This is a genomic window from Zeimonas arvi, from assembly GCF_008039575.1.
In the GTDB taxonomy this organism is placed as follows: domain Bacteria; phylum Pseudomonadota; class Gammaproteobacteria; order Burkholderiales; family Burkholderiaceae_E; genus Zeimonas; species Zeimonas arvi.
This window is the reverse complement of record NZ_VDUY01000002.1, coordinates 286,820-309,158: the sequence shown is the minus strand read 5'-3', so window position 1 is coordinate 309,158 and position 22,339 is coordinate 286,820. Positions and strand designations below refer to the sequence as shown.

At 70.1% G+C, this 22,339-nt stretch carries 21 protein-coding genes and 1 pseudogene; 12 read left to right on the top strand and 10 right to left on the bottom strand.

From position 1 onward, the window contains the following. The first annotated feature begins 185 nt into the window (after positions 1-185). A complete protein-coding gene (gene ppsA / locus FHP08_RS05890; RefSeq protein WP_147703393.1) occupies positions 186-2,597 on the top strand; it encodes a phosphoenolpyruvate synthase in 2,412 nt (803 codons plus the stop codon). A 130-nt stretch (positions 2,598-2,727) separates the two neighbouring features. Here ppsA and FHP08_RS05885 read toward each other — a convergent pair whose 3' ends face one another. Next, positions 2,728-3,867, bottom strand: a complete 1,140-nt coding sequence (locus FHP08_RS05885; RefSeq protein WP_147703392.1) for a branched-chain amino acid ABC transporter substrate-binding protein — start codon at positions 3,865-3,867, stop codon at positions 2,728-2,730. A gap of 241 nt (positions 3,868-4,108) precedes the next feature. Between FHP08_RS05885 and FHP08_RS05880 the strand changes: the two genes are divergently transcribed. The 4 genes from FHP08_RS05880 to FHP08_RS05865 are packed head-to-tail and all read left to right on the top strand — an operon-like array spanning position 4,109 to position 8,109. Further along, positions 4,109-4,579, top strand: coding sequence for an NfeD family protein (locus tag FHP08_RS05880; protein WP_147703391.1), 471 nt, complete (start codon positions 4,109-4,111; stop codon positions 4,577-4,579). 31 nt (positions 4,580-4,610) lie between these two features. Beyond that, positions 4,611-5,534 (top strand): SPFH domain-containing protein, encoded by a 924-nt coding sequence (locus tag FHP08_RS05875; RefSeq protein ID WP_147703390.1) that lies wholly within the window; start codon positions 4,611-4,613, stop codon positions 5,532-5,534. Beyond that, the gene (locus FHP08_RS05870) at positions 5,531-7,447 is read left to right on the top strand and encodes a DUF294 nucleotidyltransferase-like domain-containing protein (RefSeq protein WP_147703389.1); all 1,917 of its coding nucleotides are present in this window, start codon (positions 5,531-5,533) and stop codon (positions 7,445-7,447) included. The genes FHP08_RS05875 and FHP08_RS05870 overlap by 4 nt, the downstream gene beginning before the upstream one ends. Continuing rightward, positions 7,447-8,109 carry a 3'-5' exonuclease gene (locus tag FHP08_RS05865; RefSeq protein ID WP_147703388.1) on the top strand — a complete coding sequence of 221 codons (663 nt, stop codon included), beginning with the start codon at positions 7,447-7,449 and terminating at the stop codon, positions 8,107-8,109. Before FHP08_RS05870 ends, FHP08_RS05865 begins: the two co-directional genes overlap by 1 nt. 48 nt (positions 8,110-8,157) lie before the next feature. Here the strand turns inward: FHP08_RS05865 and smpB are convergent, their stop codons facing one another. Continuing rightward, positions 8,158-8,691, bottom strand: a complete 534-nt coding sequence (gene smpB, locus FHP08_RS05860; protein ID WP_267285486.1) for an SsrA-binding protein SmpB — start codon at positions 8,689-8,691, stop codon at positions 8,158-8,160. Between smpB and FHP08_RS05855 the strand changes: the two genes are divergently transcribed. Then, positions 8,671-9,123, top strand: coding sequence for a type II toxin-antitoxin system RatA family toxin (locus FHP08_RS05855; protein ID WP_147703386.1), 453 nt, complete (start codon positions 8,671-8,673; stop codon positions 9,121-9,123). The genes smpB and FHP08_RS05855 overlap by 21 nt on opposite strands. Next, the gene (locus FHP08_RS05850) at positions 9,110-9,427 is read left to right on the top strand and encodes an RnfH family protein (RefSeq protein WP_147703385.1); all 318 of its coding nucleotides are present in this window, start codon (positions 9,110-9,112) and stop codon (positions 9,425-9,427) included. The genes FHP08_RS05855 and FHP08_RS05850 overlap by 14 nt, the downstream gene beginning before the upstream one ends. Here the strand turns inward: FHP08_RS05850 and FHP08_RS05845 are convergent. Beyond that, a complete protein-coding gene (locus FHP08_RS05845; RefSeq protein WP_187272182.1) occupies positions 9,424-9,975 on the bottom strand; it encodes a DUF4124 domain-containing protein in 552 nt (183 codons plus the stop codon). The genes FHP08_RS05850 and FHP08_RS05845 overlap by 4 nt on opposite strands. Positions 9,976-10,175: 200 nt before the next feature. Between FHP08_RS05845 and guaB the strand changes: the two genes are divergently transcribed. Together guaB and guaA are read left to right on the top strand one after the other, a co-directional pair. Beyond that, positions 10,176-11,636, top strand: a complete 1,461-nt coding sequence (guaB, locus tag FHP08_RS05840) for an IMP dehydrogenase (protein WP_147703383.1) — start codon at positions 10,176-10,178, stop codon at positions 11,634-11,636. Positions 11,637-11,643: 7 nt separating this feature from the next. Next, a complete protein-coding gene (guaA, locus tag FHP08_RS05835) occupies positions 11,644-13,224 on the top strand; it encodes a glutamine-hydrolyzing GMP synthase (protein WP_147703382.1) in 1,581 nt (526 codons plus the stop codon). A 6-nt stretch (positions 13,225-13,230) separates the two neighbouring features. Here the strand turns inward: guaA and FHP08_RS05830 are convergent, their stop codons facing one another. From FHP08_RS05830 to FHP08_RS05815, 4 genes are all read right to left on the bottom strand, one after another. Further along, entirely contained in the window at positions 13,231-14,022 is a 792-nt protein-coding gene (locus FHP08_RS05830) for an alpha/beta fold hydrolase (protein WP_147703381.1), read from the bottom strand. Positions 14,023-14,135: 113 nt separating this feature from the next. Continuing rightward, a complete protein-coding gene (locus FHP08_RS05825; RefSeq protein WP_187272181.1) occupies positions 14,136-15,233 on the bottom strand; it encodes an alpha/beta fold hydrolase in 1,098 nt (365 codons plus the stop codon). Between the two features lie 112 nt (positions 15,234-15,345). Next, a complete protein-coding gene (locus tag FHP08_RS05820; RefSeq protein WP_147703379.1) occupies positions 15,346-15,897 on the bottom strand; it encodes a CDP-alcohol phosphatidyltransferase family protein in 552 nt (183 codons plus the stop codon). 25 nt (positions 15,898-15,922) lie between these two features. After that, positions 15,923-17,068: a cytochrome P450 gene (locus FHP08_RS05815; protein WP_147703378.1), complete on the bottom strand. Its 1,146-nt coding sequence runs from the start codon at positions 17,066-17,068 to the stop codon at positions 15,923-15,925. A gap of 65 nt (positions 17,069-17,133) precedes the next feature. Here FHP08_RS05815 and FHP08_RS18610 point away from each other — a divergent pair. Next, positions 17,134-17,241, top strand: a pseudogene (locus FHP08_RS18610) (YnfA family protein); the annotation flags it as partial. Between the two features lie 573 nt (positions 17,242-17,814). On the opposite strand, the gene FHP08_RS05800 reads toward FHP08_RS18610, so the two are convergent. From FHP08_RS05800 to FHP08_RS05790, 3 genes are read right to left on the bottom strand one after another with little or no spacing between them, the layout of a single operon-like run. Then, positions 17,815-18,222, bottom strand: a complete 408-nt coding sequence (locus FHP08_RS05800) for a hypothetical protein (protein ID WP_222707823.1) — start codon at positions 18,220-18,222, stop codon at positions 17,815-17,817. Positions 18,223-18,235: 13 nt separating this feature from the next. Then, the gene (locus FHP08_RS05795) at positions 18,236-18,508 is read right to left on the bottom strand and encodes a DUF2798 domain-containing protein (protein ID WP_147703375.1); all 273 of its coding nucleotides are present in this window, start codon (positions 18,506-18,508) and stop codon (positions 18,236-18,238) included. A 35-nt stretch (positions 18,509-18,543) separates the two neighbouring features. Further along, on the bottom strand, positions 18,544-19,248 hold the full coding sequence (locus tag FHP08_RS05790; protein WP_147703374.1) for an SDR family oxidoreductase: 705 nt from the start codon (positions 19,246-19,248) through the stop codon (positions 18,544-18,546). Between the two features lie 259 nt (positions 19,249-19,507). Between FHP08_RS05790 and FHP08_RS05785 the strand changes: the two genes are divergently transcribed. Together FHP08_RS05785 and FHP08_RS05780 are read left to right on the top strand one after the other, a co-directional pair. Continuing rightward, positions 19,508-20,164: a TetR/AcrR family transcriptional regulator gene (locus tag FHP08_RS05785; protein WP_187272180.1), complete on the top strand. Its 657-nt coding sequence runs from the start codon at positions 19,508-19,510 to the stop codon at positions 20,162-20,164. Positions 20,165-20,166: 2 nt separating this feature from the next. Next, positions 20,167-22,326: an alpha/beta fold hydrolase gene (locus FHP08_RS05780; protein ID WP_187272179.1), complete on the top strand. Its 2,160-nt coding sequence runs from the start codon at positions 20,167-20,169 to the stop codon at positions 22,324-22,326. Positions 22,327-22,339 lie beyond the last annotated feature (13 nt).

The window sequence follows — 22,339 nt, the reverse complement described above, 5'->3', positions numbered from 1 at the left end:
CCTCCCGTGGCGTTCCCGGGGCCGCTGCCGCCGGCGAAGTAAAATGCCCGGTTCCGGAACGTTCCGGATGCGCTCCCTCCATCGCCTGGCCCGCGCCGACCCCCGGGCCGCAGGCGAAGCTGCCTGGCAGGGGGTGCATCCAGAGCGCTTCGCGCAACCGGATCTCAACCTGTCAGGACCTTCCCATGAACCGTCACGAAGGACGTTACGTCGTCCCCTTCGAGGAACTGCGCATGACCGATGTCGATTCGGTCGGCGGCAAGAACGCCTCGCTGGGAGAAATGATCAGCCAGCTCGCGGCCTCGCATGTCCGCGTGCCCGGCGGCTTCGCCACCACCGCCTTCGCCTTCCGCGAGTTCCTCCAGCACCAGGGGCTGGCCGGGCGGATCGCCGCCGAGCTCGACGCGCTGAACGTCGAGGACGTCAAGGCGCTGGCCGAATGCGGCGCGAAGATCCGCCAGTGGGTCGTCGAGGCGCCGCTGCCCGCGCAACTCGAAAAGGAGATCCGCGAGCACTACCAGCGGATGGTCGACGAGGCCGGCGGCGCCGGGATCTCGGTCGCCGTGCGCTCGTCGGCCACCGCCGAGGACCTGCCCGACGCCTCGTTCGCCGGCCAGCAGGAGACCTTCCTCAACGTGGTCGGCGTCGAGGCGGTGCTCGACCGCATGCGCCACGTCTTCGCGTCGCTCTACAACGACCGTGCGATCTCCTACCGGGTGCACAAGGGCTTCGCGCACGCCGACGTGGCCCTGTCGGCCGGCGTGCAGCGCATGGTGCGCAGCGACCTGGCCAGCTCGGGGGTCATGTTCACGATCGACACCGAGTCGGGCTTTCCCGACGTGGTCTTCATCACCAGCTCCTGGGGCCTGGGCGAGACGGTCGTGCAGGGCGCGGTGAACCCCGACGAGTTCTACGTCCACAAGCCGATGCTGGCTGCCGGCAAGTTCCCGATCATCCGTCGCGAGATGGGCTCCAAGCTGGTCAAGATGGAGTTCGTGGCGAACGGCGGGGCCGGGCGCACGGTGCGCACCGTCGACGTGCCGATCGAGGCGCGCAACCGCTATTCGCTGACCGACGTCGACGTGATCGAACTGGCCCGCTACGCGGTGATCATCGAGCAGCACTACGGCCGTCCGATGGACATCGAGTGGGGCAAGGACGGCGGTGACGGCAAGCTCTACATCCTGCAAGCGCGGCCCGAGACGGTGAAGTCGCAGCAGGGCGGCACCCGCCAGCAGCGCTGGAAGCTCAAGTCGCGGGCCGAGGTGCTGGCCTCGGGCCGGGCGATCGGCCAGAAGGTCGGCGCGGGCCCGGTGAGGGTGGTGTCCGACGCGTCGCAGATGGACAGCGTGCGCCCCGGCGACGTCCTGGTGACCGACATGACCGACCCGAACTGGGAGCCGGTCATGAAGCGCGCCTCGGCGATCGTCACCAATCGCGGCGGGCGCACCTGCCACGCAGCGATCATCGCGCGCGAACTGGGCATCCCCGCTGTGGTCGGCTGCGGCGACGCCACCGGCCGGCTGGGCAGCGACGCGCTGGTCACCGTGTCCTGCGCCGAGGGCGACACCGGCTACATCTACGATGGCCTGCTCGAGACCGAGGTCACCGAGGTCGACACCGGCGCGATGCCCGAGCTGCCGGTCAAGGTGATGATGAACGTGGGCAACCCCAGCCTCGCCTTCGAGTTCGCCCGCATCCCGAACGCCGGGGTCGGTCTGGCCCGGCTCGAGTTCATCATCAACAACAACATCGGCATCCACCCGAAGGCGATCCTCGACTACCCGAACGTCGACCCCGACCTGCGCAAGGCGGTCGAGAGCGTCGCGCGCGGCCACGCCACGCCGCGCGCCTTCTACGTCGAGCGCCTGGCCGAGGGCGTGGCCACCATCGCCGCCGCCTTCTGGCCGCAGCCGGTGATCGTGCGGCTGTCCGACTTCAAGTCCAACGAGTACCGCAAGCTGATCGGCGGCTCGCGCTACGAGCCCGAAGAAGAGAACCCGATGCTGGGTTTCCGCGGCGCTTCGCGCTACGTGGCCGAGAGCTTCCGCGACTGCTTCGAGCTCGAGTGCATGGCCATGCGCCGCGTCCGCGAGGAAATGGGGCTGACCAACGTCGAGCTGATGGTGCCTTTCGTGCGCACCACGAAGGAGGCCGCCGCGGTGGTCGGCCTGCTGGAGAAGCACGGCCTGAAGCGCGGGCAGGGCGCCGGCCCCGACGGCAAGGGCGGGCTCAAGCTCGTCATGATGTGCGAGCTGCCCTCCAACGCGCTGCTGGCCGAGCAGTTCCTCGAGCACTTCGACGGCTTCTCGATCGGCTCGAACGACCTCACGCAGCTCACGCTGGGCCTGGACCGCGACTCCGGGCTGGTCGCCGAGAGCTTCGACGAGCGCGACCCGGCGGTGAAGCTCCTGCTCGAGCGGGCGATCGACGCCTGCCGCGCGGCCGGGAAATACGTCGGCATCTGCGGGCAGGGGCCGTCCGATCACCCGGACCTTGCCGAGTGGCTGATGGCCAAGGGAATCAGCTCGATCTCGCTGAATCCCGATACCGTGGTCTCCACCTGGCAGCGGCTGGCCGGCGTCAAGGCGGGCTGACCCGCGGGAACGAAGACGGCCTCCCTCCGGAGGCCGCTTCGATCGAAAGGAGAACGGCCCCCGCGGGGGCCGATTCAGCGAACAAGAAAACGGCCCCCGAGGGGGCCGTTTTCGCGTCAGACGATGGCGATCACTTGACGACCATCATCTGCGTCTTCTGGCCGCCCTTGTAGGTGTAGAGCGTCAGCGCCGCGTCCTTCATGTCGCCGAACTGGTCGAAGGCGATCTTGCCGGTGATGCCCTCGTAGTTGATCTTGGCCAGCTCGGGCAGGTACTTCTTCGGATCGGTCGAGTCGGCCTTCTGCATCGCGGCGACCATCGTGTTGACCGCGTCGTACACATAGGGCGCGTACAGCTGCACGTCGATGCCGAACTTGGCCTTGAAGCGCTTCTTGAAGTCCTCGATGCCGGCGGCCTTGTCGGGCGTGACACCGCCCGCCTCGGCGCAGATCACCTTGCCTTCGCCGATCGCGTCGCCGGCCAGCTTGGCCATCTCGCCAGTGCAGATGCCGTCGCCGCCCATGAACTTGGCGTCGATGCCCAGCTGCTTCATCTGGCGCATCATCGGGCCGGCCACCGCGTCCATGCCGCCGTAGAAGACCACGTCGGGCTTGGCGCCCTTCAGCTTGGTCAGGATGGCGCTGAAGTCGGTGGCCTTGTCGTTGGTGAACTCGCGCCCGACGATCTTGCCGCCGGCGGCCTTCACCGCCTTCTCGAACTCGTCGGCCACGCCCTGGCCGTAGGCGGTGCGGTCGTCGATGACCGCGATCGACTTGGCCTTCAGTTCGGTGACCGCGTACCGGCCCAGCGTGCCGCCGAGCTGGCCGTCGTTGGCCACGACGCGGAAGGTCGTCTTGAAGCCCTGCTTCGTGTACGACGGAGCGGTCGACGAGGGCGAGATCTGCGGGATGCCGGCGTTGCTGTAGATGCGGGCGGCCGGGATCGAGGTGCCCGAGTTCAGGTGGCCCACGACGCCGGCCACGCCGGAGTCGACCAGCTTCTGTGCGGCGGCGGTGCCCTGTTTCGGATCGGCGGCGTCGTCCTCGCCGATCAGCTCGAACTTGACCTGCTTGCCGCCGATGGTCAGGCCCTTGGAGTTCAATTCCTCGATCGCAAGGCGGCCGCCGAACTCGTTGTCCTTGCCCAGGTGGGCGATGCCGCCGGTGAGCGGGCCGACGTGGCCGATCTTGACCACGGACTGGGCCGAGGCGACGCCGGCGCTCGCGGCGAAGGCGGTGGCGATGGCGAAGCCGATGAGCTTCATTTTCATCAGGGTGTCTCCGGATATGGGTCCATCGAACGCAGGGCGGGCGGATGCCTCGCCGACTGCGGCTCAACGGCGCGAATCCTAGCCCGAAACGCCTCCGGGCGGCAATGACGACCCTTGTCCCGACCCGGCGTCGACGCAGGCCGACCGGAGGCTGCTTCGGCGCGGCGGGTTGGTGCTAGCATCCCCCGCATGCGGCAGCCCCGGGGGCAGGTCCGCGACCGGACGCGCGAGGGAGAGTCGAATGCAGGTGCATCACTGGTGGTGGATCCTTGCGCTGGCGCTCGGCGTCGGCGAGATGCTCACCACGACCTTCTACCTGCTCGTGCTCGCGCTGGGTGCGCTGGCCGGCGGCGTGGTGGCCTGGGCCGGCGGCTCGGCCACGCTGCAGGTGCTCGCGACCGCCGCGGTCGCCATCGTCGGCTGGACCGTGCTCTGGCGCCGGGGCCGCGCACGCGCCGCGGCGGCGCGGCCGGGCGCCGACCGGAACATGGTGCTCGACATCGGCGAAAGCCTGCGCGTGGACGAATGGACCGACGGCCGCCGCACGCGCGTGCCCTATCGCGGCGCGCACTGGGCAGTGGAGCTCGACCCGAGCGAGCCCGACTCGGCGGCCCGTGCCGGAGCCTTCGTGATCGACCGCGTCGACGGCAATCGGCTGATCGTGCGCCGGCAGGCGGCCCCCGCCGCTTCCTCGGCGCCATCCGCCTCCTGATCACCCACCTTCCCGAACCACGGAGTCCAGCATGCCCAGCGGTGGTTTCAGCGTATCCCTGATCGTCCTCGTCCTGGCGATCGTCTTCATCGTCCGGGCGCTCAAGGTGGTGCCCCAGCAGCACGCCTGGGTCGTCGAGCGGCTCGGCAAGTTCGACCGCGTGCTGGCGCCGGGCCTCAACTTCCTGATCCCCTTCGTGGACCGGGTGGCCTACAAGCACCTGCTCAAGGAGGTGCCGCTCGACGTGCCGAGCCAGGTCTGCATCACCAAGGACAACACCCAGCTCACCGTGGACGGCGTGCTCTACTTCCAGGTCACCGACCCGATGCGCGCCTCCTACGGCTCGAGCAACTACATCGTGGCGATCACCCAGCTGGCCCAGACCACGCTGCGCTCGGTGATCGGCCGGATGGAGCTGGACAAGACCTTCGAGGAGCGCGAGCTGATCAACGCCAACGTGGTCTCGGCGCTCGACGAGGCCGCGCTGAACTGGGGCGTGAAGGTGCTGCGCTACGAGATCAAGGATCTGACGCCGCCGGCCGAGATCCTGCGCGCGATGCAGGCGCAGATCACCGCCGAGCGCGAGAAGCGCGCGCTGATCGCCGCCTCGGAAGGTCGCAAGCAGGAGCAGATCAACATTGCCACCGGCGAGCGCGAGGCCAGCATCCAGCGCTCCGAGGGCGAGCGGCAGGCCGAGATCAACCGCGCGATGGGCGAGGCCTCGGCGATCTCGGCGGTGGCCGACGCCACCGCCCGCGCGATCGAGCGGATCTCGGCGGCGATCAACCATCCGGGCGGCATCGAGGCGGTCAACCTGCAGGTGGCCGAGAAGTACGTCGATGCGCTCGGCAAGCTGGCCAAGGAGAACAACACGATGATCGTGCCGGCCAACCTGGCCGACGTGTCCTCGCTGGTGGCCGCAGCCACCTCGGTGATCCGCCACGCGAAGCAATGACCGCGCCGACGCTGCTCGCCGCGGCGCGCAGCTTCCTGCTCGACCATCCGCCGTTCTCGCTGATGGCGGCCGAGGACCTCGACTTCCTCGCCCAGCGGCTCGAGCTCGAGTACTTCGCCGACGGCGAGACCCTGATCGAGCCCGCTTCGGGCACGCCCGACGCCATGTGGATCGTGCGCCAGGGCCTGGTGCAAGGCTGGCGCAGGCCGCCCGGCGAGACCGCCGGCGAGCTGCTGCCCATGGTCCATCTGACGCCCGGCGACACCCTGCCGGTCGGCGCGCTGATGGCCGAGCGGCCGGTCAGCTCGGTCTACCGGGCCCAGGGCGACGTGTTCTGCTGGCGCCTGCCCAAGGACGACTTCGACGACCTGCTGGCCTCCAGCCCGGTCTTCCTGGACTTCTGCAAGCGGCGCACCGCCGCGCTGCTCGACCTTTCCAACCAGGCCTTGCAGGCGAACTACGTAGCCCAGACCACCCAGTGGCGCTCGATGAACGAGCCGCTCGCCGAGATGCTGCGCCGCCCGCCGGTCACCTGCGGGCCGGACGAGCCGCTGCGCGCGGTGTTCGAGCGGATGGAGCGAGAGGCGGTCGGCGCGATGCTCGTGGTCTCCACGACGCCGGAGGGCAGCGAGCGGGTCGACGGCATCTTCACCCGCCAGGACGTCGTCGGGCGGGTGGTGCTGCCCGAGGTGCCGCTCGACGCGCGGATCCGGCAGGTCATGTCCTCGCCGGTCTACACGATGGACGCCGCCGACACGGTCGGCGACGCGATGCTGCGGATGGCCGAGCATGCGATCCGCCACATCCCGGTGATGCGCGAGGGGCGCCTGGCCGGGGTGGTGACCGAACGCGACCTCTTCGTGCTGCAGCGGCGCACGCTGCGCCAGATCTCCGACGCGATCGGGCGGGCCGACGACGTCGAGGGACTCGCCATCGTGGCGGGGGACATCCGGCACTGGTCGCACAGCCTGGTGGCACAGGGGGTGTCGGCCGAATTCATCACCCGGCTCATCAGCCGCCTGAACGACCAGCTGTCGGTCCGCCTGATCGGCATGATCGCGGGGGCGCACCGGATCGATCTCGACCGGGTCTGCTGGCTCTCCCTGGGCAGCGAGGGCCGGGAGGAGCAGACGATCGCCACCGACCAGGACAACGCGCTGATCGTGGGGGAGGGCGCGGCGCCGCTGGAGGCGCTACTGGCCTTCGCCGACGAGATCAACCGCGGGCTGGACTACTGCGGCTATCCGTTGTGCAAGGGCGGCATCATGGCCGGCAACCCCAGGTGGTGCCTGACGCTCGAGCAGTGGCGGGGGCAGTTCGACGGCTGGATCGACCGGGGCGATCCGGTCGCGCTGCTGAACGCGAGCATCTTCTTCGATTTCCGCGCGCTCGCCGGTGACGCCTCGCTCGCCTGGACGCTGCGCGAGCACGTGGCCGAGCATGCCCGCCGCGTGCCGCGCTTCCTCAAGCAGATGAGCGACAACGCCTTGCGAAATGGTCCACCCGCTTCCTGGACTGGCGGCATGCTCGGCAGCCTCTTCACGCGCGAAGAGGCGTCCATCGACCTGAAGCTGAACGGCACCGCGCCCTTCGTCGACGGCGCGCGCCTGCTCGCCCTCGGGCACGGGATCCGGGCGACCGGCACTGCCGAGCGCCTGGCCCAGCTTGCGCGGGCCGGCGCGCTCCCGGCGCCCGAGGTGCGCGACTGGACCTCCGCCTTCCAGTTCCTGCAGAGCCTGAGGCTGCGGGTCCAGCACAGGTTGCATCTGGCCGGCGACGCCGGACGGAAGGAGGGCAACCCGAACCGGATCGACGCGCGCGACCTTTCGGCGATCGATCGTCGGATCCTCCGGGAATCTTTCCGCCAGGCGCGCGAACTGCAGCAGCGCCTGGCCGCGGATTATCCGGGCTGATGCGCGACTGGCTTGCCGGGTTGCTGGGCCGTGTCCGCGGGAACGGCAGGGGCATCGGCGCGCGAGGATCCGTGACCCGCTGGGTGGTGCTCGACGTCGAGACCAGCGGACTGGAGCCCGCCGTCGATCGGGTGCTGGCGGTCGGTGCGGTGGCGGTGCGTGCCGGTCGCGATCGCACGCGGATCGCGATGGCCGACAGCCTGGAGCTGTTCGTCGCGCAGACTTCGCCCAGCGAGCGCGAGAACATCCTGGTTCATGGCATCGGCGAGGCGGCGCAGCGAAGCGGGCTCGACCCTGCCCGTGCAAGCGAGCGGCTGCGTGCCTACCTCGGGGATTCGCCGGTCGTCGCCTTTCATGCGGCGTTCGACCGCGGTTTCCTGTCGCGGGCGCTGAAGTCGTGGAGCGGCCACACTCTGGGCAATGCCTGGCTCGACGTGGCCGAGCTGGCGCCGGCCCTGCACGCCGAGGCGAAGGGGCACGCGCTCGACGACTGGCTGGCGCATTTCGCGATCCCGGTGGACCAGCGCCACAATGCCTGCGCCGACGCGCTGGCCACCGCGATGCTGTTCGTGAGGCTGCTGGCCGACGTGCCGCCCGCCGAACGCGACCTGCGGGGCTTGCAGAAGATCGCCTCGCACGCCCGCTGGCTGCCCCGCTCCTGAGCGAATGGGGCGGCGATGCGCCGTCCGGAGGCGGAACCGGGCCCGGGATCAGGCCCGCGTGCCCGCCTTGATCAGCCGCTGGCGCTCGCGCTGCCACTCGCGCTCGCGCTCGGTCTCGCGCTTGTCGTACTGCTTCTTGCCCTTGGCCAGGCCGATCTCGCACTTCACGCGCCCGCCCTTGTAATGCAGGTCGAGCGGCACCAGCGTGTAGCCGGCGCGCTCGACCTTGCCGATCAGCTTGTCGATCTGCGCGCCGTGCAGCAGCAGCTTGCGGGTGCGGGTCGGATCCGGTTTGATGTGGGTGGACGCCTCCGGCAGTGCGGTGATGTGGGCGCCGATCAGGAACAGCTCGCCATTCCGGATCACGACGTAGCCTTCCTTCAGCTGGGCGCGGCCGGCCCGGATGGCCTTGACCTCCCAGCCCTCGAGGACGAGGCCGGCTTCGAAACGCTCCTCGATGAAGTAGTCGTGGAGGGCCTTTTTGTTCTGCGCGATGCTCATCTTTACAATTCTCGCCGATTTCGGGCGTTTCGCCGCGCCCGAGCCGATCCGACCCTGCCGATGACTGCACGCCCGCCGCACTCCGTCCGAAAGTCCGTCCTGGTTCCGTATCCGGCGGAACGGATGTTCGCGCTCGTGGAGCGGGTCGAGGACTATCCGAAGTTCCTGCCCTGGTGCGGCGGGACCGAGGTCAGGCGCCACGAAGACGGCACGGTGACCGCCACGGTGCGGATCGATTTCCGTGGCATTCGCCAGGGCTTCACCACGCACAACACGCCCGAGCCCGGACGCCGGATCACGATGGCGCTGCGCGACGGGCCCTTCAGCCACCTGCACGGCGAATGGCGCTTCTCGCCGCTGCGCGAGGACGCCTGCAAGGTCGAGTTCGAGCTCGAGTACCGCTTCGCCGGGGGCCTGCTGGGCCGCGTGCTCGAGCCTGTTTTCGACCACATCGCGCGTTCGTTCGTCGACGCCTTCGTGCGGCGCGCCGAGCACCTGCATGCGCTCGGATGAGCCCAATCTGCATGTCGAGCTCGCCTGGGTCGACGCCGGGGGGCGGGTGGTCCTGCGCCCGCTCGCGCTGCCTGCAGGCGCCACGCTCGGCGACGCGCTGGCGGCCATCGACCTGCCGGCGCTGCGCGAGGGGCTGATCGCGGGCCGTCTGGTCGCGGCCGTGTTCGGCGAGCTCAAGCCGCCGACGGCGCCGCTCTTCCAGGGCGACCGGGTCGAGCTGCTCGAGGGTCTGCAGGTGGATCCGAAGGTGGCGCGGCGACGCCGCGCCGAGGTCAGGCGGCGGACCCAGGCGACAAAGGCCTAGCTGGCCTTGCCGCAGTGGTCGGCGACCGCGCGCTGCATGGCCTCGGTCCGGCGGGCTCGCTCGGCGTCGTCCACCACGGCCCGCTCGCCGCGCTCGTCGATCGTGGTGAGCCGCACGCCGCTCTCCAGCGTGCGCAGGCCCGCACGGGCCTCTTCGCAGACCCGGGTGCGCTCCCCGGCCTGACGGGCCAGCTCGGCCTGCTCCCGCTCGGCCTCGGCGCGTTCGGTGGCCTTCTGGCGCGAGGCCTTCTCGCGTTCGACCCAGCTCGCCGGCCGGGGTTCCTGCGGCGCGGCCAGGGTGGTGGAGGGCACCCCGGTCGCGCTCCCGGCCGGCGCGGCGAGCAAGGTGACCCGCGCGCCCGGCGGGGGCGGCAGGTCGGAGTAGACGATTCGCCCGCTCGCGTCACGCCACTTGAATGCCGGGGCGGCCGCCGCGTCGGGATGCGCGGCCATCGTGGCAAGGACCGCGCCGAGCAGGGTCGCCGCCAGGCGAGCGTGGCCGAAGGGCCGGGCTGGCGGCGGGGTGGGGTGGGGACGACAGGCGGGCATTCGACGGTTCATCGGGAAGCGGTCCGGAACGGCCAGGGCGATGAACCGATTCTGCTGCGCGGGGTCGCGCCGGCGAGCGCGGGCACCGACGAAAGGCGCTGCCTCGCGGCCCGGCGGCGCGCGCCTTCCGCCGGCGTGCCGGGGGCGTTCCGCCGCCGCCGCCAGCTCTGTATAATGCGGTTTTGCGCCCAGAGGGTTCCATGCGACTGGCGAAGAAAGCCCTGACCTTCGACGACGTCCTGCTCGTCCCGGCTTACTCCGAAATCCTCCCCCGCGACACCTCCCTGAAGACCCGGTTCACGCGCGGCATTGCGCTGAACCTGCCGCTGGTATCGGCGGCCATGGACACGGTTACCGAGGCCCGCCTGGCCATCGCGATCGCCCAGGAAGGCGGCATCGGCATCGTCCACAAGAACCTGTCGCCGCAGCGGCAGGCGGCGGAGGTGCTGAAGGTCAAGCGGCACGAGTCGGGCATCGTGCTCGACCCCATCACGATCGAGCCCTCGATGAAGGTGCTCGACGTCATCAAGCTCACCCAGCAGCACAAGATCTCGGGCCTGCCGGTCGTCGAGAACGGCCGGGTGGTCGGCATCGTGACCAACCGAGACCTGCGCTTCGAGACCCGGCTGGATTCCCCGGTGTCCACGATCATGACCCCTCGCGAGCGTCTGGTCACGGTTCGCGAAGGTGCCTCGCTCGACGAGGCCCAGGCGCTGATGCACCAGCACCGGCTCGAGCGGGTGCTGGTGATCAACCAGGCTTTCGAGCTGAAGGGCCTGATCACCGTCAAGGACATCCTCAAGGCCACCGAGAAGCCCAACGCCTGCAAGGACGCCGAAGGCAAGCTGCGCGTGGGCGCTGCGGTCGGCGTGGGCGGCGACGTGGAAGAGCGGCTCGAGCTGCTGGTGCGCAACGGGGTCGATGCCGTGGTGGTGGACACCGCGCACGGCCACAGCAAGGGCGTGATCGACCGGGTCCGCTCGATCAAGCGCCAGTACCCGAACCTGCAGGTGGTGGCCGGCAACATCGCCACCGGCGAAGCCGCGCGCGCGCTGGTCGGCGCCGGCGTCGACGCGGTCAAGGTCGGCATCGGCCCTGGCTCGATCTGCACCACGCGGATCGTGGCCGGGGTCGGCGTGCCGCAGATCACCGCCATCGCCGACGTGGCCGGCGCGCTGGCCGGCACCGAGGTGCCGCTGATCGCCGACGGCGGCATCCGCTTCTCGGGCGACATCGCCAAGGCGGTCGTGGCCGGGGCCGATGCGGTGATGATGGGTTCGATGTTCGCCGGCACCGAAGAGGCGCCGGGCGAGGTCGTGTTGTACCAGGGCCGCTCGTACAAGACCTATCGCGGCATGGGCTCGCTGGGCGCCATGCAGCAGGGTGCGGCCGACCGCTACTTCCAGGATTCCTCGGTCAACGTCGACAAGCTGGTGCCCGAGGGCATCGAGGGCCGCGTGCCCTACAAGGGCTCGGTCGTGGCCATCCTGTACCAGCTGGCAGGCGGCCTGCGCGCCAGCATGGGCTATTGCGGCTGCCCGACCATCGAGGACATGCGCACCCGCCCCGAGTTCGTCGAGATCACCGCCGCCGGCATGCGCGAGTCGCACGTCCACGACGTGCAGATCACGCAGGAAGCGCCCAACTACCAGATCGACTGACGCTTTCATGCACGACCGGATCCTGATCCTCGACTTCGGCTCGCAGGTCACGCAACTGATCGCGCGCCGGGTGCGCGAGGCGCACGTCTACTGCGAAATCCATCCCTGCGACGTCTCCGACGCCTTCGTGCGCGAGTTCGCGCCCAAGGGCGTCATCCTGTCCGGCAGCCACATGTCGGCCTGGGAGGAGTCCACCGACCGGGCGCCGCAGGCGGTGTTCGAGCTCGGCGTGCCGGTGCTGGGCATCTGCTACGGCATGCAGACCATGGCCCAGCAGCTCGGCGGGCGCGTCGAGAGCGGCCAGCACCGCGAGTTCGGCTATGCCGAGGTGCGCGCGCACGGCCACACCCGGCTGCTCGAGGGCATCGAGGACTTCCGCACGCCGGAAGGCCACGGCATGCTCAAGGTCTGGATGAGCCACGGCGACAAGGTCGTCGAGATGCCGCCGGGCTTCAGGCTGATGGCCTCCACGCCGTCCTGCCCGATGGCCGGCATGGCCGACGAGTCGCGCGGCTTCTACGCGGTGCAGTTCCACCCCGAGGTCACCCACACGGTGCAGGGCAAGCGCCTGCTGTCGCGCTTCGTGCTCGACATCTGCGGCTGCCGTGCCGACTGGGTGATGGGCAACTACATCGACGAGGCGGTCGCCAGGATCCGCGAGCAGGTCGGCGACCAGGAGGTCATCCTGGGCCTGTCCGGCGGCGTGGACTCCAGCGTGGCCGGCGCACTGATCCACAAGGCGATCGGCGACCAGCTCACCTGCGTGTTCGTTGACACCGGGCTGCTGCGCCTGAACGAGGGCGCGCAGGTCGTCGAGACTTTCCAGGCCCACATGGGCATGAAGCTGATCCACGTCGACGCCACCCGGCGCTTCATGGACGCGCTGGCCGGCGAGTCCGACCCCGAGGCCAAGCGCAAGATCATCGGCCGCGAGTTCGTGCACGTGTTCCAGGAAGAGGCCGGCAGGCTGCCGCGCGCCAAGTGGCTGGCCCAGGGCACGATCTATCCCGACGTGATCGAGTCGGCCGGCGCCAAGACCGGCAAGGCCAAGACGATCAAGTCGCACCACAACGTGGGCGGCCTGCCCGACACGCTGCACCTGCAGCTGCTCGAGCCCCTGCGCGAGCTGTTCAAGGACGAGGTGCGCGAGCTCGGCGTGGCGCTGGGCCTGCCGCGCGAGATGGTCTACCGCCATCCGTTCCCCGGCCCCGGCCTGGGGGTGCGCATCCTGGGCGAGGTCAAGGCCGAGTACGCCGACCTGCTGCGCCAGGCCGACGCGATCTTCATCGAGGAACTGCGCAACACGAAAGGGCCCGACGGCCACTCCTGGTACGACCTGACCTCGCAGGCCTTCGCGGTCTTCCTGCCGGTGAAATCGGTGGGCGTGATGGGCGACGGCCGCACCTACGAGTGGGTGGTCGCGCTGCGCGCGGTCCAGACCCAGGACTTCATGACCGCCCACTGGGCGCACCTGCCGCACGAGCTGCTCGGCCGCGTGTCGAACCGGATCATCAACGAGGTCCGGGGCATCAACCGCGTGGTGTACGACGTTTCCGGGAAGCCGCCGGCGACGATCGAGTGGGAGTAGGGCTCTTCACACGCCTCGAGCCGTGAAGAAGCGCTCGATGTGGGCCGCGACTTCCAACGGGCGCGTCAGGGCCGGCAGGTGGCCCGAACCTTCCATGACCACCAGTTCGCTGTCGGCGAGCAGGGACTGGGTGTAGCGCATGTGCTCGATGCGGTAAAACGCGTCGAGTTCGCCGTGGACGATGAGCGTCGGGAGGCGCAGCTGCGGCAGCCTGCTGGCCCAGTCGACAGGCTGCTCGGCCTCCATGACGAACAACCGATCGGCCGCCTCGGGCGTGGCGCGGGCCAGGATGTACTCGCCCCATCTCCGGATGTGCTCGGTGTCGGGCTCGGGCGTGCAGCGCTCCAGGAACCACCGCAACCGGTCGGCGTGCGTGGCACCGGGCCACGATGACGGCGGCACCCGCGGCGCGACGGGCAATTCGGGTGAACGCACCTCCCCGCAGCCGTTCATCAGCACCAGCCCGTCGAATCGGTCGGGCCGGGCGAGCACGGCCCGCATCGCCGTCACCGTTCCGCGCGAAAAGCCAGCCATCACGCAGCGCTCGATGCCCAGCGCGTCCATCACGCGGAACACGTCCTCCACCAGCGCTTCGGGCGTGATGCGCTCGACGGGCACCCGCGTCAGGCCCGCCCCGCGGTGGTCGTAGGTGACGGTGCGCCAGCGCGCACTCAGGGGCGCCAGGGCCGGGAGCCAATCCTCGACGTTGCTGATCCAGCCGCCGTGGGCCAGGATCGTCCGGGGCCCCTTGCCGAACGCGAGGGTGAACATCCGGTTGCCATCGATGTCCAGGAACATGGGGCCTCCCGAGCAAAGTGATCGCGGTCATCGCGGGCGATGCACCGCATGCCCGCAGGCTATCCCTCGCACACGCGCATGCAAACGGGACGGATGTCCCGCCGTGCGGGCGCCTACAGCCCGAGGTCCCGGGACCGAGCGACCGCTCGGGCGCGATTGTCCACGCCCAGCTTGGCGTACAGGGCCGACAGGGCGTTGCGCACCGTCTTGTCCGCCACGCCGAGGCGCACGGCGATCTGCGCGTTGTCCAGGCCCTGCGCGACCAGGCCGGCGAGCTCGCGTTCGCGGGGCGTGAGCCGGGGCGTCCCGCCCGCGCCGGTGACGAAGTCGACCACCGCGTCACAGAACCGGGCGAAAGCCGGCTCGTGCCCCAGCGGCACGTGATTGGCCGAGGGCAGCGACTCGAAGCGTGCGCCGGGAATCGACGCAGCGATGTCGTGGCCGAGTTCGACCGGCACGGCACGGTCGCCGTCGCAGTGCAGGACCAGGGTCGGCACGGTGACCTGGGGCGCGAGCGCGCGCACGTCGAGTTCGGCCCGCGCCCGCATGATCTCGGCCGCGCGCGGTCCGTCGCAGCTGCGGCGCTGCTGCTCGTTCATGCCTGCGCGCACCTCGGGCGTCGCGTCGGGCACGAAGCGGCTGCTGAAAAACTCCCGCACCGCGGGGTCGTTCCGACCCCAACCGAATTCCACGAGCCGCCACTGCGCTTCGAGGAAGCCGCGGTCCTCGGGCGTGCGGCACCGATGCAAGGCGCCGTGGAGGAAACCTCCGAGGATGACGAGCCGCGAAACCCGCTCGGGATGCCGCACCGCATAGGCGATCGCGATGGCTGCCGCGCCGCTCACGCCCAGCAGCGCCACCCTCGGCTCGCGGGTGGCATCGACCGCGGCCTCGACCACGGCTTCGAGTTCCTCCACCCAGGGTTCCAGCCCCCGCGGCCGCGGGTCGTCGCCCGACAGGCCGCAGCCGCGCTCGTCGTAGCGCACCAGGCCGAACGAGCGGCTCAGCCGCTCGACCCAGGGGCGCCAGATCGGGGATCGCAGGTCGTACTCGACGTTCGTGAGCCAGTGCGCCACCCGAACCAGCGTCGGCGCGCCGGGTGCACCGCTGCGGGTCCAGGCGATGCGCGCCCCGGAGGGCAGTTGCGCAAAGCGGAAGGCCTGGGCGGAGACCGCTTGCGCGCCGCTCGACGAGTCGGTGTGTGGGGACAAGGAACGCGCCATCGAGTGAGGGGCTCTTGCACCTGATCAACGGGATTCTAGATCGCCGCGGGGATTTCCTGGCCACCCGGGCCAACGAGGCCGGCGCGGCGCGTTGCCCGGGTCAGGCCGCCCTGCAGCGCGCCCTGGCGGCCTTGCGGCCCCACGCGAGCACGTAGTGCGCGCCGGAGATCGCCATCGTCGCCAGCGTCGTCCACATCAGCAGGTCGACCCACAGGCCGTCCTGGAGATGCCCGGCCAGCACGGCGAGCACGGCGAGCAGCAGCAGGAACTGCAGCACCGTGTTGAGCTTGGAGATCCGCGTCGGGGTCATTTCCAGGCCGCCCGCCACCAGCCGGTAGGCCAGCGCTCCGGCGACGATCACCAGGTCGCGCGCCACCAGGACGGACGCGAACCACCAGGGAATCGCCTGCTGCATCGCAAGCAGCACGGTCACCGTGACCATCGTCAGCTTGTCCGCCAGCGGGTCGGCCACGGCGCCGAACCGGCTCTCCAGGTTCCAGCGACGGGCGATCCGCCCATCTGCGAAGTCGGAGAGCGCGGACACCACGAAGCAGCCGAAGGCCTCGTCGTGCTTGTCCTGGTACAGGAGCGCCGCGATCACCGGCACCAGGGCCAGGCGCAGCAGGGTGATGAGGTTGGGCAGGTGGCGCATGAACTTGTGTCGCCTGACTTGACGTTCAGCGAAGCCGCACCGGCACTCGGCGCCAACCGCCCAGGGGGTAGGTTTCACGCACCGGCTCGACGCCGGGCGCCGGCTCGATGCTCGGCGTCGCTTGCAGCAAGGCGCGAACCGCGACGACGAGCTCCATCGTCGCCAGCGGTCGCCCCGGGCAGGCGTGAATGCCGACACCGTAGACGAGGTTGTCCGGTGCGTTGCGCTCGGGCTGGTAGGCCTCCGGATCCCCGAAGACGGCCTCGTCGCGGTTGGCCGAGGTCCAGTTCAGGTACACGCGCGTCCCGGCGGCGAGCTCGTGGTCCCCGATGCGCACGTCCGCCGTCGTGACGCGCCGGTTGACGAGGAAGGGGTCGTCGATGCGCAGCATCTCGTCGATCGCCGCCGCGAGCCCCTCGGGATGCGCCCGCAGATGCTGCTGCACGTCCGGATGCGTCGCGAGGAACCGGACGACGACGCCCAGCGCCGCCGCCAGCGACCCGAGGTCGCCTGCGGTCCAGTTGCGCAGGATCGAGACGATGTCGGCCTCGTCCAGCGGGTGCCCGTCGAAGGTGGTGGCGAGCAGCGCGGTCGTCGGATCAGTGGGTGGCGTCGCGCCCGATTCGCGGCGTCGGCGCAGTTGTGCGCGGATGATCTCGTCGAAGGCGGCTGCGACCGCGGCGGTCCTCGCGCGATCGCCGCTTCGCGTGGCGGCATGGTTGTCGGCCATCCACGAGAGCAGTTCGTCCTCGATGCCTTGCCAGCCCAGCCACTCCGTCTGCGCGCGCACCGCGAACGGCGCGCCGATCTCGCTCACCGCATCGACGACGGCCCCGCGCGGCAGCGCGGCCACGAGGGCCTGCGCGATCGCGGACACGCGCGGCTCGAGCGCAGCCATGTGCGCGGGCGCGAAGAAGGGGTCGATGAGCCCGCGCCACGCGGCATGCTCGGGCGGGTCGATCGCATTGGGAACGGCGCGCCTCGCCGACGTGGCCGACGAGAAGGTCTTCGGGTCGGATGCCGCGGCGACGACGTCGGCATGCCGGAAGAGCGTGACGCCACGGGGCGACTCGGCCAGCGCGCAGGCGGCGCGCATGCGGTCGTAGGTGCCGAGCTGGTCGGCGAGCACCTCGGGTGAAAGCGGCTCCCAGGTCGGGATGGGCTTGTTCATTTTTTGATTCTCCCACGCTGCGTCGAGGATCTGCGGCTGCGGCGATCGACTGCGCGAAAACGGTCTGGCTATGGCTCGTCGACGGCATCCCCCTCACGCGGTGGGACGTCGTCGGCGCGGGCATCGCGCTGGCCGGCATGGCGGTGATCGCGCTGCAGCCGAACGGGCAGTGAGTTACCGGCCGCCTCGGCTCGACGCCGTTGGCTCGTCTTCCACAATGCCGCGAACACGGCCAGCAGCGCCAGGTAGTTCAGCACCATGAACCAGGGTGCGTTCCACGGGACGCCGTCGAAGCCGCGCTGGGTGAAGGGATACAGCACCGGCGAGGCGTAGTAGTCCGCCGAATGCGTGAACACGTCGATCAGGATGTGCGACCACCAGCCCAGCAGCGGCAGCCAGAAGCTGCGCTGCCAGGCCCACAGCATCAGCGTGATGCCGCCGGCGACCACGGCGCTGTGCGCGGTGCAGTGGAGGTGGTGCGACCACAGGCCGACGAGTGCCGGCGTCATGGGTTCCTGGCTCGGCACCGCCAAGGCGTAGGCCCGCACCGCCTCGAAGCTGCCGCCGCCGAACCACCACCAGGCCAGCAGCGGCAGCATCTGGAAGGTGTCCGGCAGGCCCGCCGCGGCGATCGTGGCGGCCACGGTCCGGCGCGCGAGCGGGCGGCGCCGGGCAAGCCAGGTCACGCCGGCACCGGTCCACAGGGTGTGCGCGAGGATGTCCATGGCGCACTCTACCCCCGCAGATCAAGGGTTGAATGTCGGCCGTATGATTCGGTTCAGCCCGACGAAGAGCGCGAGCCAAATCGCTGTCCGCAGCGTCATCGCGCCCAGGCTCGCGCTGGCCACCGCACCGCTTCCCGATGCGTAGAGGGCGAGGATCGTCGCGAGCGCAAGCAGGTTCAGCGCGAGGATCGCGCCGGCCGCGCGCTTGCCCCACGTGGCGCTACGCAGCATCGCGACGCCCGCCGCCACATACGCGGCGCCCATCGCCGTGTTGAAGAGCAGCAGTGGCCTGAAGACCACGTAGCCTGGGTCGGCGCCGGCGAGCACGCGAGCCCCGGCGACGAGGGTCAGCAGCCCGAAACCGATCGCGACAGCGGCCAGCAGCACGCGGAATACGCGCAGGCGCATCGCAGGCTCGCTCGGGTTCATGGACTTTGCGGCGTCAGCCCGGTTCCACCAGCGCCGCGGTCAGGCGCCGCACGATCGGCAGCACCACGAGCAGGGTCGGGAACGCCACCACCCACGACAGTGCCCAGGCGCCGAGCCAGGTGCCGAGGAAGCCTTCGACAGGCCCCAACGCGCGCAGCGTGCTGATCAGCGAGACCACCAGGGTCATCAGCAGCGAGAGCAGGAAGGGCATCACGATGCCGGCGTATCGGGCCGGGATCCTGGGCGTGCCGAGGAAGGTCTTCTGCGAAGTGCTGGGAGCGTTCATCGGGAGGAGGGTAGCGAGGGGCTGGCAGCGCCGCATCATACCGACCGGGTCAATCCGCCATCGACCCGGATGTTCTGCCCGGTGATGTAGCCCGCCCCGTCCGAGGCCAGGAAGGCGACGGTGGCCGCGATCTCCTCGCTCCGGCCGTAGCGCTGCATCGGCACGCTGCTGCGGCGCTCCTCGGTGGCCGGCAGGCTGTCGATCCAGCCGGGCAGCACGTTGTTCATCCGGATGTTGTCCTTCGCATGGGTGTCCGCGAAGATCTTGGCGAAGGCGGCCAGCCCGGCGCGGAATACCGCCGAGGTCGGGAACATCTCGCTGGGCTCGAAGGCCCACGCAGTCGAGATGTTGACGATCACGCCCGAGCCCTGACCGCGCATGTGCGGAACCACCAGCCGGGTCGGGCGGATCACGTTCAGCAGGTAGGTGTCCATGCCCCGGTGCCAGTCCTCGTCGGTGATCTGCAGGATCGGCCCGCGCGGACCGTGGCCGGCGCTGTTGACGAGCACGTCGATGCGCCCCCAGCGGGACACGACCAGGTCGACCAGCCTGCCGAGGTCCTCGTTCGACTGGTTCGATCCGGTCAGGCCGATGCCGCCGAGCTCGGCCGCGAGCGCCTCGCCCTTGCCGGAGGACGAGAGGATGGCGACCCGGAAGCCGTCGGCGGCCAGCCGCCTGGCGGCCGCCGCGCCCATGCCGCTGCCGGCGGCGGTGACGATGGCTGTCTTCTGCACTGTCATTCGAGATCCTCTTCTTGCGCCACGACGACGCGACCATCGATTCTGCCGGGAAGCGCGCGCCTGGTGCCGGCGCCGCGCTTCGGTCGTGCCGTTTCCTCGGCGCCGCATTGGGAGGCCTGCGTTCGCCACTACTCCTGTCAGGGTCATCCTCGATTGCAGGAATTGAACGACTGTATAAACCAATTGGTCAATTCCGATCGTTCACCATCCTCACCGGAGTGGCACGAAGATGTCCGGATCGGACCCGAAGCCGAAACCGATGCCTGCCGTCGACACCAAGACGCGGATCCTGCAAGCAGCGTTCCGTACGCTGGCCACCCAGGGTTACGCGGCGCTGAGCGTGCGCGAGATCGCGAAGGACGCGGGCGTCAACCACGCGCTGATCAACTACCACTTCGGCACCAAGGACCGGCTCGTCATCGCGGTGCTCGACGAGGCCAATCGCCGGCTCCTGGAGCGGCAGCGCCGGATGTACGCCTCGCCCGGCGGATTCGCGCAGAAATGGGCGCAAGCCCGGGCTTTCTACGAGGACGACCTCGCCTCCGGCTTCGTGCGAGTGCAGGCCGAGCTCTATTCGGCCAGCCTGTCGAACGTCGAACTGCGCGAGCAGTTCCTTCCGCGTATCCGGGCCTGGAAGGGCGTGGTGCTCGAGGCGGTGCGCGAGGCGCTGCGAATGCATGCGCCGCGGCTGCCGGAAGGATTCGATGCCGAGGCGATCGCCACGCTCATCTCGGAGTTCTGGCTCGGCATGGAGTTCGCACGCCTGATCGGCGGCGACGAGGAGAGGGTGCGGCACGAGCCTGCGCTCGACGCGATCGGCCGCATGCTGTCAGCGCTCGAGGCGAGCGCGACCTCGCCCCGCGGCGTGGCGAGCGACACGGCCACCAGGCGAGGTGGCGCGCGCAGAAGGAGGTGACGATGGAAGGCAAGGCTCTTCCCGAGCGATTCCGGCAAATCGCCGGGCCGCTGCCTGATCCCGGCACGCTGGCACCCGAGGCGCGCAGGCCCTACGAATCGATCGCGCCCGTCCGCGAGGGATTCTTCGACAACGATGGCGTGAAGATCTGGTACGGCGTGTGGGGCGAGCGGGGGCCGTGGCTGGCCTTCGCGCCGTCCTTCCAGATGGTGCATTCGCAGATGCTCAAGGGTGTCGTCCCCTGGCTCTCGCAGCACTTCCGGGTGATCACGACCGACGGGCGCGGGAACGGCCGATCGGACCGGCCGGTCGGGCAGCAGGCCTACGACTTCGGGCTCTACTACCGCGACTTCGTCGGCGTGCTCGACGCGGCAGGCGCTGACCGGGTGGCGCTGGTCGGCATCTCGGCAGCCGCGATGACGGTGCTGCGGCTGGCCGCCGAGCAGCCGGCGCGGGTCACGCACCTGATCGCGTGCGGCGGTTTCGCAGAGACCCTCGCCGCCGATCCGCAGATCGCCGACAGGGTCCGCACCGAGGCCGCGGGGATCCGCGACGACTGGCCCGGCTATGTCGACGGCTTCATGTCGCGGCTGTTCAACGAGCCACACTCGACGAAGGCCTACGAGGACGGTGTGCGCTACGCCTGGGCGAGCGATGCCGACACGATCGGCTGGGCCTTCCGGGGCTGGCGCGGCCACGACGTTCGGGAGCATGCGCGTCGAGTCACCTGTCCGACCCTTGTGATTCACGGTGACGCCGACTTGCGCGTGCCGTGGAAGAAGGGCGAGGCGATCCACGAGCTGGTGCCCGGCTCGCGCATGCTCACGGTCGAGGGGGGCGGCCACGTGCAGGCGGTGCGCGACCCGGTGATGTTCAGCAGCGCGGTGTGCGATTTCGTCGGCGCGGGCCCGGCGCGCCGCACCTGGGTGCGCGGCATGGCCCGGCCGCGGCGAGCGCTCTTCGTCAGCAGCCCGATCGGCCTGGGTCACGTGCAACGCGACCTCGCGATCGCACGCGAGCTGCGCAAGCTCCAGCCCGACCTGCAGGTCGACTGGTTCACCGTCGATCCGGCCGCCGGTTATCTCGAGCGCGAGGGCGAGCGCGTGCACCCGATCTGCGGGCGGCTGGCCAACGAGAGCCGTCATTTCGAGCACGTGGCCGGCGAGCACGACCTGTCGGCCTTCTTCGCGCTGCGCTCGATGGACGAGATCATGGCGCGCAACTTCATGGTCTTCCTGGAGCTGATGCGCAGCGAGCACTTCGACATCGTGGTCGGCGACGAGGCCTGGGACGTCGACTACCACTATCACGAGAACCCCGAGCTCAAGCGCCAGCCCTTCGTGTTCCTCACCGATTTCGTCGGCTGCCTGCCGATGGACGCCGACGACGAGCGCGAGTCCTTCCTGTGCGCAGACCGCAACGCCGACGACATCGAGCACGTCGAGCGCTACCCCTACCTGCGCGACGCGGCGCTGTTCGTCGGGAACCCCGACGACGTGCCCGACCGGCCCTTCGGCCCGGAGCTGCCCGGCATCCGGGAGTGGACCGACCGGAACTTCTGCTACTGCGGCTATGCGCTGCCTTTCGATCCGGCCAGCCTCGCTGACACCGACCGGCTGCGCGCGCGACACGGCTATCGCCGCGACGAGCGGATCGCGATCGCGTCGGTCGGCGGCACCGCGGTCGGCGGACACCTGCTTCGGCGGATCGCCGACGCATTCCCGCGGATGAAGCGCGAGCTGCCGGAGCTCCGGATGATCCTGGTCGCGGGCCCCAGGCTGGCGGTGGAGCTGCCCCCGCACGACGGGCTCGAGATCCGGCCCTACGTGCACAACCTGTACGAGCATCTGGCCTGCTGCGATCTGGCCCTGGTGCAGGGTGGCCTGTCGACCTGCATGGAGCTCGTCGCGACGCGCCGGCCCTTCCTGAGCTTCCCGCTGCAGCGCCACTTCGAGCAGTGCATCCACGTGCGCCAGCGGCTCGCCAACTATGGCGCCGACAATGCGGTCGACTATCGCGACGCGACGCCGGCCTTGCTGGCCGATCGCGCGCTGGCCGCGATGCACGCGCCGGTGCGCTACCGGCCGGTCGAGTCCGACGGCGCTGCGCGCGCGGCGCTGCGCATCGCGCGGGTGCTCGAGAACCGCGACTGGGCGCGTTAACCCTCCAGAGGAG

Bases quoted from the DNA above. Each gene is read 5' to 3' on its own strand.
- ppsA (WP_147703393.1), top strand. From the start codon at position 186: ATGAACCGTCACGAAGGACGTTACGTCGTCCCCTTCGAGGAACTGCGC.
- FHP08_RS05885 (WP_147703392.1), bottom strand. From the start codon at position 3,867: ATGAAAATGAAGCTCATCGGCTTCGCCATCGCCACCGCCTTCGCCGCG.
- FHP08_RS05880 (WP_147703391.1), top strand. From the start codon at position 4,109: ATGCAGGTGCATCACTGGTGGTGGATCCTTGCGCTGGCGCTCGGCGTC.
- FHP08_RS05875 (WP_147703390.1), top strand. From the start codon at position 4,611: ATGCCCAGCGGTGGTTTCAGCGTATCCCTGATCGTCCTCGTCCTGGCG.
- FHP08_RS05870 (WP_147703389.1), top strand. From the start codon at position 5,531: ATGACCGCGCCGACGCTGCTCGCCGCGGCGCGCAGCTTCCTGCTCGAC.
- FHP08_RS05865 (WP_147703388.1), top strand. From the start codon at position 7,447: ATGCGCGACTGGCTTGCCGGGTTGCTGGGCCGTGTCCGCGGGAACGGC.
- FHP08_RS05855 (WP_147703386.1), top strand. From the start codon at position 8,671: ATGACTGCACGCCCGCCGCACTCCGTCCGAAAGTCCGTCCTGGTTCCG.
- FHP08_RS05850 (WP_147703385.1), top strand. From the start codon at position 9,110: ATGCGCTCGGATGAGCCCAATCTGCATGTCGAGCTCGCCTGGGTCGAC.
- FHP08_RS05845 (WP_187272182.1), bottom strand. From the start codon at position 9,975: ATGCCCGCCTGTCGTCCCCACCCCACCCCGCCGCCAGCCCGGCCCTTC.
- guaB (WP_147703383.1), top strand. From the start codon at position 10,176: ATGCGACTGGCGAAGAAAGCCCTGACCTTCGACGACGTCCTGCTCGTC.
- guaA (WP_147703382.1), top strand. From the start codon at position 11,644: ATGCACGACCGGATCCTGATCCTCGACTTCGGCTCGCAGGTCACGCAA.
- FHP08_RS05830 (WP_147703381.1), bottom strand. From the start codon at position 14,022: ATGTTCCTGGACATCGATGGCAACCGGATGTTCACCCTCGCGTTCGGC.
- FHP08_RS05820 (WP_147703379.1), bottom strand. From the start codon at position 15,897: ATGCGCCACCTGCCCAACCTCATCACCCTGCTGCGCCTGGCCCTGGTG.
- FHP08_RS05815 (WP_147703378.1), bottom strand. From the start codon at position 17,068: ATGAACAAGCCCATCCCGACCTGGGAGCCGCTTTCACCCGAGGTGCTC.
- FHP08_RS05800 (WP_222707823.1), bottom strand. From the start codon at position 18,222: ATGAACCCGAGCGAGCCTGCGATGCGCCTGCGCGTATTCCGCGTGCTG.
- FHP08_RS05795 (WP_147703375.1), bottom strand. From the start codon at position 18,508: ATGAACGCTCCCAGCACTTCGCAGAAGACCTTCCTCGGCACGCCCAGG.
- FHP08_RS05790 (WP_147703374.1), bottom strand. From the start codon at position 19,248: ATGACAGTGCAGAAGACAGCCATCGTCACCGCCGCCGGCAGCGGCATG.
- FHP08_RS05785 (WP_187272180.1), top strand. From the start codon at position 19,508: ATGCCTGCCGTCGACACCAAGACGCGGATCCTGCAAGCAGCGTTCCGT.
- FHP08_RS05780 (WP_187272179.1), top strand. From the start codon at position 20,167: ATGGAAGGCAAGGCTCTTCCCGAGCGATTCCGGCAAATCGCCGGGCCG.